At 59.5% G+C, this 14,623-nt stretch carries 11 protein-coding genes and 1 pseudogene; 7 read left to right on the forward strand and 5 right to left on the reverse strand.

All coding sequences use genetic code 11. The features are described from left to right. Position 1 precedes the first annotated feature (1 nt). Both lptE and leuS read right to left on the reverse strand, forming a co-directional pair. A complete protein-coding gene (lptE, locus tag ACPYOI_RS20295) occupies positions 2–523 on the reverse strand; it encodes an LPS assembly lipoprotein LptE (protein ID WP_481418207.1) in 522 nt (173 codons plus the stop codon). After that, positions 513–3,143, reverse strand: coding sequence for a leucine--tRNA ligase (gene leuS / locus ACPYOI_RS20300; RefSeq protein ID WP_481418208.1), 2,631 nt, complete (start codon positions 3,141–3,143; stop codon positions 513–515). The genes lptE and leuS overlap by 11 nt, the downstream gene beginning before the upstream one ends. A gap of 198 nt (positions 3,144–3,341) precedes the next feature. On the opposite strand from leuS, the gene ACPYOI_RS20305 reads away from it, so the two are divergent. Beyond that, positions 3,342–4,001: a YggS family pyridoxal phosphate-dependent enzyme gene (locus ACPYOI_RS20305; protein WP_481418209.1), complete on the forward strand. Its 660-nt coding sequence runs from the start codon at positions 3,342–3,344 to the stop codon at positions 3,999–4,001. Between the two features lie 82 nt (positions 4,002–4,083). Then, complete coding sequence (locus ACPYOI_RS20310; RefSeq protein ID WP_481418210.1) at positions 4,084–5,994, forward strand: propionyl-CoA synthetase; 1,911 nt, start codon at positions 4,084–4,086, stop codon at positions 5,992–5,994. A 61-nt stretch (positions 5,995–6,055) separates the two neighbouring features. On the opposite strand, the gene ACPYOI_RS20315 is transcribed toward ACPYOI_RS20310, so the two are convergent. Then, complete coding sequence (locus ACPYOI_RS20315) at positions 6,056–6,757, reverse strand: DUF1013 domain-containing protein (protein WP_481418211.1); 702 nt, start codon at positions 6,755–6,757, stop codon at positions 6,056–6,058. A 211-nt stretch (positions 6,758–6,968) separates the two neighbouring features. On the opposite strand from ACPYOI_RS20315, the gene acs reads away from it, so the two are divergent. After that, on the forward strand, positions 6,969–8,930 hold the full coding sequence (gene acs / locus ACPYOI_RS20320; RefSeq protein WP_481418212.1) for an acetate--CoA ligase: 1,962 nt from the start codon (positions 6,969–6,971) through the stop codon (positions 8,928–8,930). A 76-nt stretch (positions 8,931–9,006) separates the two neighbouring features. Here the strand turns inward: acs and ACPYOI_RS20325 are convergent, their stop codons facing one another. Both ACPYOI_RS20325 and ACPYOI_RS20330 read right to left on the reverse strand, forming a co-directional pair. Then, the gene (locus ACPYOI_RS20325) at positions 9,007–9,453 is read right to left on the reverse strand and encodes a thermonuclease family protein (RefSeq protein WP_481418213.1); all 447 of its coding nucleotides are present in this window, start codon (positions 9,451–9,453) and stop codon (positions 9,007–9,009) included. A gap of 49 nt (positions 9,454–9,502) precedes the next feature. Further along, positions 9,503–9,724 carry a DUF1674 domain-containing protein gene (locus ACPYOI_RS20330; RefSeq protein WP_168831849.1) on the reverse strand — a complete coding sequence of 74 codons (222 nt, stop codon included), beginning with the start codon at positions 9,722–9,724 and terminating at the stop codon, positions 9,503–9,505. Between the two features lie 107 nt (positions 9,725–9,831). Between ACPYOI_RS20330 and htpX the strand changes: the two genes are divergently transcribed. The 4 genes and pseudogenes from htpX to purH form a co-directional block, all read left to right on the forward strand. Further along, positions 9,832–10,791, forward strand: coding sequence for a zinc metalloprotease HtpX (gene htpX, locus ACPYOI_RS20335; protein WP_481418214.1), 960 nt, complete (start codon positions 9,832–9,834; stop codon positions 10,789–10,791). Beyond that, a complete protein-coding gene (locus tag ACPYOI_RS20340; protein WP_481418215.1) occupies positions 10,788–12,167 on the forward strand; it encodes an RsmB/NOP family class I SAM-dependent RNA methyltransferase in 1,380 nt (459 codons plus the stop codon). Before htpX ends, ACPYOI_RS20340 begins: the two co-directional genes overlap by 4 nt. A 113-nt stretch (positions 12,168–12,280) precedes the next feature. Further along, positions 12,281–13,954 carry a heparinase II/III family protein gene (locus ACPYOI_RS20345; RefSeq protein WP_481418216.1) on the forward strand — a complete coding sequence of 558 codons (1,674 nt, stop codon included), beginning with the start codon at positions 12,281–12,283 and terminating at the stop codon, positions 13,952–13,954. 95 nt (positions 13,955–14,049) lie between these two features. After that, positions 14,050–14,623: pseudogene (gene purH, locus ACPYOI_RS20350) on the forward strand (bifunctional phosphoribosylaminoimidazolecarboxamide formyltransferase/IMP cyclohydrolase); the annotation flags it as partial.

A 14,623-nucleotide genomic window follows, 5' to 3' on the forward strand; every position in this document is an offset into this window, starting at 1 on the left:
CTTAACGGCCGAGCGCGCCGGCGATGTCCAAGCCGACGAACTCAGCAGCCTGACGCGCAGCGCGATCCTCGCCGTCACGAATCGCCCGTTGCTTGGCAAATTCCTGCTTCGGGAAGTCGACAAGAGCGGTGGCATAGCGGTTGCCCGATTTGATCACCTTGCCATCGGCAGTAGCACGCAGCGTATAATCGACGCTGACCGTCACGCGGCCTGCACGCGACGTGTCCGAGGATTCGACGAGAAGAGCATCAATAACCTCCGAGCGAACATGCAACTCGACCTCATAGGCCGGCTTTACAGGCTCGCCAGCTCCATGGCTGGCCAAGAAAATCAGATGGTTGCGAACATCCTGTTCAACACGGGTCGTCGCGTCCGAGAAGCCGACGGAGGCCAGCTTGCCAGCGACCGCCGACGTTTCCGAGTAAAGCGGCTGGATCTGGCAGGCCGAAAGCAAGGCTGCAAATGCAAGGACGAGCGTGATCGCGGCGCCGCGTGCGTGCTTGGAAGCGATATCAAACGACAATGTTCACAATCCTTTGCGGAACCACAATAATTTTCTTCGGCGTCTGACCGTTCATCGCGCTGACAACTGCGTCGAGCTCCAAGACTGCCTGCGTAACGGCATTCTGATCTGCATCACGAGAAATTGTCAATTCGGCACGCTTCTTACCGTTAATCTGAACCGGCAGCACGACCTCATTATCCTTGACCAGAGCGTCGTCATAAACCGGCCAAGCAGCGTGGGCGAGCATCTGACTATTGCCGAGTGCGGCCCAGCATTCTTCGGCCAGGTGCGGCGTCATCGGTGCAACGAGCTGAACCAGAATCTCCGCGGCGTTGCGAACCGCCGAGCGATAGGCGGCGTCGCCCTCGCCGGCCGCCACCTTGGTCAGCGGGCCTGCCAAGGCATTCACAAGCTCGTAAATCCGCGCGACGGCCTTGTTGAACCAAAGCTTGTCGTAATCGTTCTGCACAGCCTTCAAGGTTTTGTGGGCTGCCTGGGAAATCGAAAGCGCCTCGCCATCCTTTGACGGATGCGGGGAGACACCGGCCAAAGTACCAGATGCCTCAGAAATCAGGCGCCACAGGCGCTGCGTGAAGCGGTGCGCACCTTCCACCCCTGCTTCCGACCAAATGACATCGCGCTCCGGCGGGGAGTCCGAGAGAACGAAGAAGCGGGCCGTATCAGCGCCGTAGGAAGCAATGATATCGTCGGGATCGACGACGTTCTTCTTGGACTTGGACATCTTCTCGATCGAGCCGATCGAGACCTCCTCACCACCCTCCAGCAGGAAAGCGGTCCGTTTGCCATCGGCTTCTTCAATGCGGATATCGGCCGGCGCTACCCATTCGCGCCCCAATCCAGAGTTGCGGCTGTAGGTCTCGTGCACCACCATGCCCTGAGTAAACAGTCCTTTGAACGGCTCCTTCACATCCACATGCCCGGTTTCGCGCATCGCTCGCGTAAAGAAACGCGAGTAGAGCAGATGCAGAATCGCGTGCTCGATGCCGCCGATATACTGGTCGACAGGGAGCCAGCGGTTAGCTGCGGCCACATTTGTAGGCGTCCCTTCCCAAGGGGCCGTAAAACGGGTGAAGTACCAGCTTGAATCGACGAAAGTGTCCATCGTATCCGTTTCGCGCCGGGCATCCTTGCCACAGCTCGGGCAGGCGACGTGCCGCCAGGTCGGATGGCGGTCGAGCGGGTTACCCGGCTGATCGAACGTAACGTCCGCCGGCAACTTTACAGGCAGGTCCTTTTTCGGCACCGGTACGACGCCGCAGTCGTCGCAATGGATGACCGGAATCGGGCAGCCCCAATAGCGCTGCCGCGAAATACCCCAGTCGCGCAGCCGGAAATTCACCTTGCGCTCGCCCTGAAGTGCGTTCCCGAGCAGCGTGCTCGACAGACGATCGGCGACGATATTGAAGGCCTCATCCGTGGTTTTGCCGTCAAGGAAACGCGAGTTGATCATGACGCCGTCGCCGTCGTAAGCCGTATTACCGATGGTGAAACTCGCCGCATCGCCGTCCTTTGGCATCACGACCGGAACAACGGGCAGGCCATACTTGCGGGCAAAATCGAGGTCGCGCTGGTCGCCCGAGGGACAACCGAAAATAGCGCCCGTGCCGTAGTCCATCAGCACGAAGTTGGCGACATAGACCGGAAGCTCCCAGGAGGGATCGAGCGGGTGCCGGACGCGGATACCGGTATCCATGCCCTTCTTCTCTGCCGTCTCGAGCGCCGCCAGCGATGTGCCGACTCGTCGGCATTCCTCGCAAAAGGCTTCGATTGCCGGATCCCGTCCGGCAGCTTCCTTTGCAAGCGGATGGTCGGCGGCAATCGCAAGGAAGGACGCGCCGAACAGCGTGTCCGGACGCGTCGTGTAAACCGTCACTTCGGTTTCGCCAGCAGGTGCCGTCTGCGGTACGATTTCCCAGCGGATCATCATTCCTTCGGAACGACCGATCCAGTTCTTCTGCATCAGGCGAACCTTCTCCGGCCACTGGTCGAGTGTGTCCAGCGCGTCCAGCAGCTCTTCGCTGAAATCGGTGATCTTGAAGAACCACTGCGTCAGTTCACGCTGTTCGACGAGCGCGCCGGAGCGCCAGCCGCGGCCGTCGATAACCTGTTCGTTGGCGAGAACGGTATTATCGACCGGGTCCCAATTCACCTTCGACTGCTTGCGGTAGACCAGACCTTTTTCGAGGAAATCCAGGAAAAGGTGTTGCTGATGCTGGTAATACTCGACGTCGCAAGTGGCGAATTCGCGACTCCAATCAAGTGACAAGCCCATGGCCTTCAGCTGTGATCTCATCGAAGCAATGTTCTCGTAGGTCCAGGCGCCGGGATGAACGCCGCGCTCCATTGCTGCGTTTTCAGCCGGCATTCCGAAAGCATCCCAGCCCATGGGATGCAGAACATTGAAGCCCCGGGCTCGCTTGTACCGGGCAACAACGTCACCCATCGCGTAGTTGCGAACATGGCCCATGTGAATACGGCCCGACGGATAGGGGAACATCTCGAGCACGTAATATTTTTCGCGCGGATCGGCATTGTCGGTCTCAAAGACCTTCGCCTCGTTCCATTTTTGCTGCCAGCGGGGCTCGGCGTCGCGCGGATTATAACGTTCGGTGGCCATGGTATTCGAATTTCCGGAAATCAGGGGAGGTTGGTGGTGACCTTCACCATGAAACCGCCGTACCGTCAAGTTTTGCAGGCGTCTAAACCTCGGATCCGCGGCATCAAAAGCGCTTTTTACAGAGACAGGTCTTGGCAAGAACACCATGCGTGGTTAGTGCATGCCATTCTCCTTGCGCGGACATGTCGGGTTAACACGATGGAACTTCAAGAGCGGTTGAACGAGGTGCGCTCTCGCATTGCGGCAGCAGAGCATCAATCCGGGCGCCCGGCTGGGTCGGTTCAGCTCGTTGCCGTGTCAAAGACCTTCGATGCAGAGGCTATTCGCCCAGCAATCGCAGCCGGTCAGCGCATCTTCGGCGAGAACCGCGTCCAGGAGAGCCAGGGCAAATGGCTCGAACTCAAGGCCGAGACACCCGGCATCGAGCTACACCTCATCGGCCCGCTGCAATCAAACAAGGCAAACGATGCCGTTGCACTTTTTGATGTCATCGAAACCGTCGATCGCGAGAAGATCGCCCGTGCGCTCGCTGACGAAATGAAGCGTCAGGCAAAGACTCTCCGCCTCTATGTTCAGGTGAACACCGGACTGGAACCGCAAAAGGCCGGCATCGCTCCCAACGATACACCGGCATTTGTCGATTTCTGCCGAAGCGAGCTCGGTCTTTCGATCGAGGGGCTGATGTGCATTCCGCCAGCCGAGGAAAACCCTGGTCCGCATTTTGCCCTGCTGGCCAAGCTTGCCGCGAGATGTAGCGTGGAGAAACTCTCAATGGGCATGTCCGGTGACTACGAAACAGCGGTCGCCTTCGGCGCCACGAGCGTCCGCGTGGGCTCCGCCATCTTCGGCGCCCGCTGATACGCTCCTTTCGTCGGGCTTTCTCTCCGGCCCTGCCTCCGCTAGATTGATAGGATAACTTGCATGTCCTGGGGAGGAGCAAATGCAGGGAGGCTATCGGCAGACTTATGCCAGGTGGAAGGACGATCCGGAGGCCTTTTGGCGTGAGGCGGCGGCGGCAATAAGCTGGTTCAAACAGCCAGAGCAGACCTTTTCGCGAGCGGGCAGTCCATATGGACGCTGGTTCGTCGGGGGCGAAACCAATACCTGCTATAATTGCCTCGACCGCCATGTTCAGGCTGGCCGCGGTGGCGACACCGCATTCATCTACGATAGCCCGATTAGCGGTACGAAGACTGCATATACCTATGACGAAGTCCTTGTCGAAGTGGCCGCCATTGCAGCGACGCTGCGGCAACGAGGGATCGCGAAAGGCGACCGCGTCATCATCTACATGCCGATGGTGCCGCAAGCGGTCTTTTCCATGCTTGCCTGCGCGCGCATCGGCGCAGTCCATTCCGTCGTGTTCGGCGGCTTTGCCGCAAATGAGCTTGCGGCGCGCATCGACGATTCGGAAGCGAAACTAATCATTACGGCAAGTTGCGGGCTCGAACCGGGACGGGTGGTTCCATACAAGCCCTTGGTTGATCAGGCGATTGCTATCGCGAAATTGAAGCCGGCCCATTGTCTCGTCTTGCAGAGGCTGCAGCTTGTGGCCGAGCTGATCGAGGGTCGCGACGAGGATTTCGAAGCTGCCGTTGCGAGAAATCGCGGAGTGAATGTCGAGTGCATCCCCGTCAGCGCAACGGACGAGCTCTACATTCTTTACACATCCGGGACGACGGGCCAGCCGAAGGGCGTTGTGCGCGACAATGGCGGCCACATGGTTGCCCTCAACTGGTCGATGGTAAACATCTTCGGCATCAAGCAGGGCGACGTCTTCTGGGCCGCTTCCGATATCGGTTGGGTCGTCGGTCATTCCTACATCGTCTATGCACCGCTCCTGGTTGGCGCCGCCAGTGTGATATTCGAAGGAAAGCCGGTTGGCACGCCGGATGCCGGTGTCTTCTGGCGCATCGCTTCAGAGCATGATGTACGGGTTCTTTTCACCGCACCCACCGCCTTCCGCGCCATTCGCCGCGAAGATAGCGAGGGCGTTCACATCAAGACGTATGCGATGCCGAATTTCGGTGCCTTGTTCCTGGCGGGGGAGCGGGCGGACCCGGAGACACTGAAGTGGGCCGAGCGCATGCTCGATGTTCCCGTGATCGATCATTGGTGGCAGACGGAAACCGGATGGCCGATGGTGGCGAACCCGCTGGGCCTTGAGGTCCTGCCGGTGAAGCATGGTTCTCCGTCGGTGCCCATGCCCGGCTTCGGCATCCACGTTCTCGATGATGCTGGCCACTCGGTTACGCCGGGGACACTTGGAAATATCGTTGTGGAGCTTCCCCTGCCCCCAGGTTGCCTACCCACGTTATGGAAAGCCGACGAGCGCTTCCATTCAGCCTACCTGGCTGAGTTTCCCGGTTACTATAAAACAGCGGATGCCGGCTATATTGATGAAGATGGCTATCTCTTCATTATGGCGCGCACCGATGACATCATCAACTGCGCCGGCCACCGGCTGTCGACCGGAGCAATGGAGGAGGTTTGTGCCAGACATCCAGATGTCGCCGAATGCGCCGTGGTCGGCATTGCCGACCAGCTGAAGGGCCAGGTACCCTGCGGTTTCCTGGTCCTCAAGAAGAACGTTTCACGGGAAACATCGGCCATCGAATCAGAGGTCGTCGAACTGATCCGCGATGTGATCGGCCCAGTGGCCGCTTTCAAGACCGCAATAACCGTCGACCGCCTTCCCAAGACCCGCTCCGGCAAGATTCTTCGCGGCACAATCCAGAAAATCGCCGACGGCGTGCCGTGGAAAATGCCGGCGACGATCGATGATCCAGCTATTCTCGAGGAAATCGCGGAAGCCTTGCGCAAGCGGGAGTTCGGTTCGCTGCCGATGTAGAGCGCACAAATAGAAAGGCCCCGCTTACGCAGGGCCTTAATGTGTCGATCGTCAAAGACAATCAAAACTGATCATCTTCGTCCTCGTCCTTCGGAGAGGACTTCAGCGACTTGAGCTTGGCAAAGACGGCATCGGCGTCGATCTCCCGCTCTTCCTCGCGCTCGAAGCTCGGGGTAAGGCGCTCGGTTTCCTGTGCAGACTGCAATGTTGCACCGAGTTCCGCAGCGGTCGGCAGCGGCCGGCCCTTGGATGCTTTTTCCACTTCCATATCGAGATCGATCTGGCTGCAGAGGCCGAGCGTGACCGGATCCATCGGCGTCAGGTTTGCCGAGTTCCAGTGTGTCCGCTCGCGGATCTGCTCGATCGTCGACTTGGTGGTGCCGACGAGGCGTGAAATCTGCGCATCCTTCAGTTCCGGATGGTTGCGAACAAGCCAGAGAATGGCATTCGGGCGGTCCTGACGCTTTGAGACCGGCGTGTAGCGCGGGCCGCGGCGCTTGGATTCCGGAACGCGAACCTTTGGCTCGGAAAGCTTCAGCTTGTGGTTCGGATTGGCTTCAGCACGAGCGATTTCGTCGCGGGAAAGCTGCCCGGTCGCAATCGGGTCGAGGCCCTTGATGCCCTGCGCGGCTTCGCCGTCGGCAATGGCCTTGACTTCGAGAGGATGCAACTTGCAAAACTGCGCGATCTGATCGAAAGACAGGGCGGTATTGTCGACAAGCCAGATAGCGGTCGCCTTCGGCATGAGCAGCTGTTGAGCCATGGATATAGTCCTTCTGTCGTCCGCGCCGGTGCCGCGGTCCGTGGATATCAACCACAATGTCCGGAAAATATGGCGCTATATAACCGCAGTGATGCGGAATTGCAATTGATGCGTAACGAAATGACCTTTGTCTAATTGCCGGGCGATTTTGACCTGCTATGAATGCCAATGACAGGTACCGCGCTGCCGTGTCTTTGTAAGGAGGAGTTCCATGTCGGAAAAGACCTATCCGGTTTCGAAGCCGGTGAAGAGCCATGCCTTGGTCGATAAGGACAAGTACGAGAAGTGGTATAAGGAAAGTATCGAAAGCCCGGATAAATTCTGGGGCAAGCACGGCAAGCGCATCGACTGGTTCAAGCCTTATACAAAGGTTAAAAACACCTCCTTCACTGGCAAGGTCTCGATCAAGTGGTTCGAAGACGGCCAGACCAATGTCTCCTACAATTGTATCGATCGCCATCTGAAGACGCACGGCAATCAGGTCGCGATCATCTTCGAAGGCGACAATCCGTATATCGACAAGAAGATCACCTATAACGAGCTCTACGAGCATGTCTGCCGCATGGCGAATGTGCTGAAGAAGCACGGCGTCAAGAAGGGCGATCGCGTCACCATCTACATGCCGATGATCCCGGAAGCGGCCTACGCCATGCTCGCCTGTTCGCGCATCGGCGCCGTTCATTCCGTCGTCTTCGGCGGCTTTTCGCCGGAAGCGCTCGCCGGCCGCATTGTCGACTGCGAATCGACCTTTGTTATCACCTGCGATGAAGGTCTACGCGGTGGTAAGCCGATCCCCCTCAAGGAGAACACGGACACCGCCATCGATATCGCCGCGCGCCATCATGTAAAGGTCAGCAAGGTGCTTGTCGTGCGTCGCACAGGCGGCAAGACGGGCTGGGCGCCCGGCCGTGACCTCTGGTATCACCAGGAAGCGGCGACGGTGAAGGCCGAATGCCCGCCGGTGAAAATGAAAGCGGAAGATCCGCTCTTCATCCTCTACACGTCAGGCTCGACAGGCAAGCCGAAGGGAGTGCTTCACACCACCGGCGGCTATCTCGTCTATGCGTCGATGACGCATGAATACGTCTTCGATTATCATCCCGGCGACATCTACTGGTGCACGGCCGATGTCGGCTGGGTCACTGGCCATTCCTACATCGTCTACGGCCCGCTTTCGAATTGTGCGACGACACTAATGTTCGAAGGCGTGCCGACCTTTCCGGACCAGGGCCGGTTCTGGGAAGTGATCGACAAGCACAAGGTCAACATCTTCTACACGGCGCCGACGGCGATCCGTGCGCTGATGGGGGCGGGCGATGATTTCGTGACCCGCTCGTCACGCTCGTCGCTCAGGCTGCTCGGTACGGTCGGTGAACCGATCAATCCGGAAGCCTGGGAGTGGTACCACAACGTCGTCGGCGACAAGCGGTGCCCGATCGTCGACACGTGGTGGCAGACGGAAACCGGCGGCATTCTCATAACGCCGCTGCCGGGTGCAACCGACCTGAAGCCCGGCTCGGCGACCAAGCCCTTCTTTGGCGTCAAGCCGGAGCTCGTCGACAATGAAGGCAATCTGCTGGAAGGCGCCGCCGACGGCAATCTCTGCATCGCCGACAGCTGGCCTGGTCAGATGCGGACGGTCTATGGCGACCACAAGCGCTTCGTCCAGACGTATTTTGCCACATACAAGGGTAAGTACTTCACCGGCGACGGCTGCCGCCGTGACGAGGACGGCTATTACTGGATTACCGGACGTGTCGATGACGTGCTGAACGTCTCCGGCCACCGTCTCGGCACGGCCGAAGTTGAATCAGCCTTGGTTTCGCATAATCTGGTTTCCGAGGCTGCCGTCGTCGGCTACCCGCACCCAATCAAGGGACAGGGGATCTACTGCTATGTGACGCTGATGGCCGGCAGCGAAGGCTCCGACGATCTGCGTCAGCAGCTTGTGAAGCACGTCCGTGCGGAAATCGGCGCAATCGCGGCTCCGGACAAAATCCAGTTCGCCCCCGGCCTGCCGAAAACCCGTTCCGGCAAAATCATGCGCCGCATCCTGCGTAAAATCGCGGAGGATGATTTCGGCTCGCTCGGCGATACGTCGACGCTCGCCGATCCTGCTGTCGTCGACGATCTGATCACCAATCGCCAGAATAACCAAAAGAAAGCGGGCTAAATTTTTAGGCGCTCCTGCCGCCATGTGGCGGCAGGAGCATTCGATGGCACGGAAACGGCGGAAGACCAAAGGCGAGCTAACCTGTCGTGCAAGCCTGCCGTGGCTTGCGCCCACCGTCATAGGTCCGTGCAAGACCGGCGAGGAGCAGATTGTCGGCGACGCTCCGGCCATCGGAGAGCGTCACGTCGGCGACGATGCGGCCGAAATATTTGTCTCCCGAAATGCGGGTGAGCTGAATTCTGGGTGATGTGGCGGCGAGCTCTTCCAGAGCGTGCTGCGCTTTGAAGCCTGCCTGGCGAACGCTTTCGCATTTCGAGTGTAGCTCCGGCGTGTCGATGCCGCGGATACGCACATAGACTTCCATCTTCTGCTGCGGCCAGGGCTGCGCCTCGACAAGCAGCGTATCGCCATCGATGACGCGCAGGATCTCCGCAGCGACCGGTCCCGAAATCTCATCGCGTGAGTGGGCTTCGGCGACGAACGCCGCGGTGAAGCCAGCGAGAATCAAAAGCAAGTTGGGCATGGAAAGGAATAAATTCCGATCCAATGGCAAAGTCAATAGGAATATTTACTTAGAAGTCGATGGCGCGGCCGTTGATCTCATAATCTCCGAACCGGGCCGGCTCTGCGCCGCCTCGGCCGCCAATCTCGGGCGGCAGGTCCAGAGGCTTGGCGTTGCGCCGCCGTTCTTCCGCTTCCGCGAGCGCACGCTTTGCTGCAGGCGACAGGGCTTTGTTTGGCGCAGCGCCTTCTGTAACCGGGCTTTCGGTGTTGTCGTTGTCCGCTGGCTGCATTTGCCTCTCTCGTCGGAATGTTGAAAATGGCTGGCGAATAACCAAATCATAATGCGCCGGTGCCGCGATTTAAACCCTTTCGCCGCAGATGGGAGATGGAGACCTCGATGAACCTCGTTCGTACTGCCATGTTGCTTGCCTTCATGACGGCTCTGTTCATGTTCGTCGGCTTCCTGATCGGCGGCCGCGGCGGCATGATGATCGCCTTGCTGATGGCCGCTGGGATGAACTTCTTTGCCTACTGGAATTCGGATCGGATGGTGCTCTCGGCCTACCGGGCCCAGGAGGTCGACGAGCGCAACGCGCCGGAATTCTTCGGGATCATTCGTGATCTCGCGCGCAATGCCGGCCTGCCGATGCCCAAGGTCTATCTGTACGACAATCCGCAGCCGAATGCCTTTGCGACGGGCCGCAATCCGCAAAATGCCGCCGTCGCTGCCTCGACCGGACTTCTCAGCATGCTTTCGCCGGAAGAAGTTGCAGGCGTGATGGCGCACGAGCTGGCGCACATCCAGAACCGCGATACGCTGACGATGACGATTACGGCGACGCTTGCCGGTGCGATCTCCATGCTCGGCAACTTCGCCTTCTTCTTCGGCGGCAATCGCGACAACAACAACTCCGTCGGCTTCATCGGTGCGCTTGTGGCGATGATCGTCGCGCCGCTTGCCGCCATGCTCGTGCAGATGGCGATCAGCCGGACGCGTGAATATTCCGCCGACCGGCGCGGCGCTGAAATCAGCGGCAACCCGCTCTGGCTCGCTTCTGCCCTGGCAAAAATTGCCGGAGGCGCGGCGCACATCCCGAACTACGATGCCGAGCGCAATCCTGCGACCGCGCATATGTTCATCATCAATCCGCTTTCCGGGGAACGGATGGACAATCTGTTTTCGACGCATCCGAATACGGAGAACCGCATTGCAGCGCTTCAGGAAATGGCGGCGAGCGGCATGAATGGCTCGACGGCAGCGGTTCGCACTGCTAATCCGTCGCGCAAATCGCGCTCGGTTCCGAATACGGGTATTGGCCGCGGTGGTTCCCAACCGCCTAAAGGTCCGTGGTCTTGAAATCAGCCAGCAGAGACAAGCCATCCAGCAAGAAGAAGCCGCCTGCAGACCGTCCGCCCGCAAAGCCGGGCCTGCAGGCGCGTGCGACCGCGGCCAAGATTCTCTCCGCGGTTGTTGATCGGAAGCTACCGCTGGACGGCGCGCTGGATCACGAACACGGAAATCCGGCCTACAAGGCGCTTAGCGAGGGCGATCGCGCGTTGGTCCGCGCCATCATCAATACCACACTCCGGCACCTGCCCCGCATCGATGCTGCGATTGCCTTGCTGCTCGATTCGCCGCTGCCGGAAGGAGCGCGCGCGCTTCACCATGTGCTTGCCGTCGGCGCAGCCCAGATCCTTTACCTCGATGTACCGGATCATTCGGCTGTCGATCTTGCCGTCGAGCAGGCGAACCAGGATCCCCGCAACCGCCGCTTCGCGAAGCTGGTGAATGCGATCCTCCGGCGCCTTAGCCGGGAGAAGGAACCGATCCTTGAAGAGATCGCCAAGATTCCGCCAATGCCGGTCTGGTTTCTCGAGCGTCTCGAAAGGGCTTATGGGAAGGAAGCGGCCGCGGCTATATCCGAATCGCAGCTTGAGCCTGCCGCAATCGATCTTACCGTGAAGTCCGACGCCGCAGGCTGGGCAAGGAAACTGAATGGCGAAGTCCTGCCGACCGGCGGCGTGCGGCTTGCAGCCTTCGAGGGCTCTATTCCCTCCCTTGAAGGCTTCGACCAGGGAGAATGGTGGGTACAGGACGCTGCGGCGAGCATTCCTGCGAAGCTCTTCGGCGATCTCTCCGGCAAGCGCGTCGCCGATCTTTGTGCTGCACCGGGCGGCAAGACTGCGCAGCTCATTGTCGCCGGCGGCCGCGTGACGGCGATCGATCAGTCCGAAAGCCGTTTGAAACGGCTGCGATCGAATCTCGACCGACTGGGCCTCGAGGCGGAAACGCTTGTAACCGATCTTACGAAATTTGACCCCGCAGAGCCTTTTGACGCCATCCTGCTCGACGCGCCCTGTTCTTCGACGGGCACAACGCGCCGCCATCCGGATGTTCTCTGGACGAAAGGGCCCGAGGACATCGCCAAGCTTGCCGGCGTACAGGAACGGCTGCTTCGTCATGCGCTGACGCTCTTGAAGCCCGGCGGCGCGGTCGTCTTTTCAAATTGCTCGCTGGATCCCGCTGAGGGCGAGGATGTCATCAGCCGGATTTTGCAGGACACGCCGAATATTGAGCGGGTCAGAATCGATGCCGCCGAATGGCCCGGTCTTGAAAGCGCGATCACTCCGCTCGGCGAATTCCGCACGACACCTGCCATGTTGCGCATGCCCGCGACAGTCGCCTCGGGCCTCGATGGCTTTTATGCCGCCATATTGCGACGTGTTGCCTGATTTCTACGCGCGCCGCTTATATTTCGTTTTTGTCACAAATTAATGCAAACTTACCGCTGAAACCGGCCTTCCTTCACCTATTCTTAATCATGAGGGTCAATAGAAAATAAAGTATGCAGTCTGGCCGGCGGTTTTCGACTTTGTATGTTCGGGAGGCCTGGCGTCGCTTTTCGCGGCGCAGGGTGCTTCTAAGGCTGCGTTTTTTCCGCCGGACGATCAAGGTGCCCGAGCGCCTCATCGTCGCCCCGACCGATCTTCGGGCTATCGATTCGCACATCGCTGACGAGATCATGAATGGCCGCTTTCCTCTGGTGGGGCGACTACTGGAGACGAATGGCAAATCGCCCTTCGGCTTTACGCTTCCGTCACGCGCCTTTGCCAGCCGCCTGCATGGCTTTGGCTGGCTCCGCCACATGCGCGCCTACAAGAATGACCGAGCTTCGGCCGTTGCCCGGGCGATCGTCGATGGCTGGCTCTCGCTGCATGCGGGCCGGATGGAAGGCATTGCCTGGGAAATCGATGTCACATCGCAGCGCGTAATTGCCTGGCTGTCGCATTCGCCGGTGGTCCTCCAGAATGCCGACCGTGGCTTTTATCGGCGTTTTACGAAATCTTTGGCATTTCAAGTTCGCTACCTTCAGCGCATGGCTCCCTTTGCGCTTGCGGGAGAAAGTCTCTTCCGTCTTCGCATCGCACTCGCCATGGCCTCGATCGCAATGCCCGCGCGGCAATCCGTGATGCGCAAGGCGGCTCTGGCGCTGGACAACGAATTCGATAGTCAGATTCTGCCCGACGGCGGGCATATCTCACGCAATCCGCGTGTAGGGCTCGAATTGCTTCTCGATCTCCTGCCGCTTCGGCAGACCTATGTGAATCTCGGCCACGACCTGCCGCAGAAGCTGATTGCGGGCATCGACCGCATGTATCCGGCGCTTCGGTTCTTCCGCCACCAGAATGGCGATCTTGCGCTCTTCAATGGCGCAACAGCAACCCTTGCCAATGAGCTCATGTCGGTCCTGCGCTACGACGAAACGGCGGGCCAGCCTTTCAAGGCGATGCCACATTCCCGCTATCAGCGCCTGGCGGCGGGAAATACAGTGTTGATTGCCGATACCGGTCCACCGGCTGCCGGCACCCTGTCTCGTACGGCGCACGCGGGCTGCCTTTCTTTCGAAATGTCGTCGGGCCGCCACCGCTTTATCGTCAATTCCGGCTCGCCGAAATTCGCCGGCCGCCGCTATGTGCAGATGGCGCGCACCACCGCGGCGCATTCGACCGTGACGCTGAACGATACTTCGTCCAGCCGTTTCTCGCCGTCTGAATATCTCGGCCATATCATCATTGACCCGGTGAGGACCGTCAGCGTCGAGCGTGCCGAAACCGAAGACGGACGCGACGTTATCAAGGTCAGTCATGACGGCTATCTCAAGAATTTCGGCGTGCTTCACGAGCGGGAACTGACGCTGAATGCTGCGGGCTCAATTGTCACCGGTCGCGATCGGCTGGTGCGGCAGGGCGAGCGCACGAGCAACGAACCGCTTCGTGCCGCCGCACGCTTCCATGTCCATCCGGCCATCAATGTGAGGCAGAGCGACCGCGAGTCCGCATTGCTGACGGCGCCAGACGGCGAAAGCTGGCTCTTCTCCTCGCCGGGGAACGAAGTCTTGATCTCCGAGGACGTCTTCTTCGCCGACGCCTCCGGCATCTGTGGTTCGGACCAGATCGAGATTGACTTCGTCTTCGCCGAAAAGCCGGAAATTCGCTGGTTTTTGTCCCGCAAGAGCTAGTGACTGTTTGCGCGGCGGCAAAGCTGTGCTAACGCGGCGGCATCGCCCTAGCGTCCCTCGCCGGATGTCTCCCGAAGCCCGAACGGAGAAGGTTCATGGCCGTCATTTCCAAAAAGATCCCCGCCCCCGACAAGGTCAAAATCACGACTGCGTTGCTTTCCGTTTCCGACAAGACGGGCGTCGTCGAGTTCGCCCGCGCGCTTTCCGAAAAAGGAATCCGCCTGCTTTCGACCGGCGGCACGCATAAGGCGATTGCGGCTGCCGGTCTCGCCGTCACCGATGTTTCGGAGGTCACAGGCTTTCCGGAAATCATGGACGGGCGCGTGAAGACGCTGCATCCCAAGGTTCACGGCGGTCTCCTGGCGATCCGTGACGATGCCGAGCATCGCCAAGCCATGAAGCTGCACGGCATCGAGAGCATCGATCTCGCCGTTATCAATCTTTACCCGTTCGAGGATGTTCGCGCTGCCGGCGGCGACTATCCAACGACGGTCGAGAATATTGATATTGGCGGCCCGGCAATGATCCGCGCTTCGGCCAAGAATCACGCTTATGTGACGATCGTGACCGATCCGTCAGACTATGCCGAACTGCTCGAGCAGCTCGCAGCCGATGCCGGCCAGACCGGCTATGCCTTCCGCCAGCGCATGGCCGCCAAGGCCTATGCCC

This window comes from Rhizobium sp. SVR5-2C (assembly GCF_056755115.1).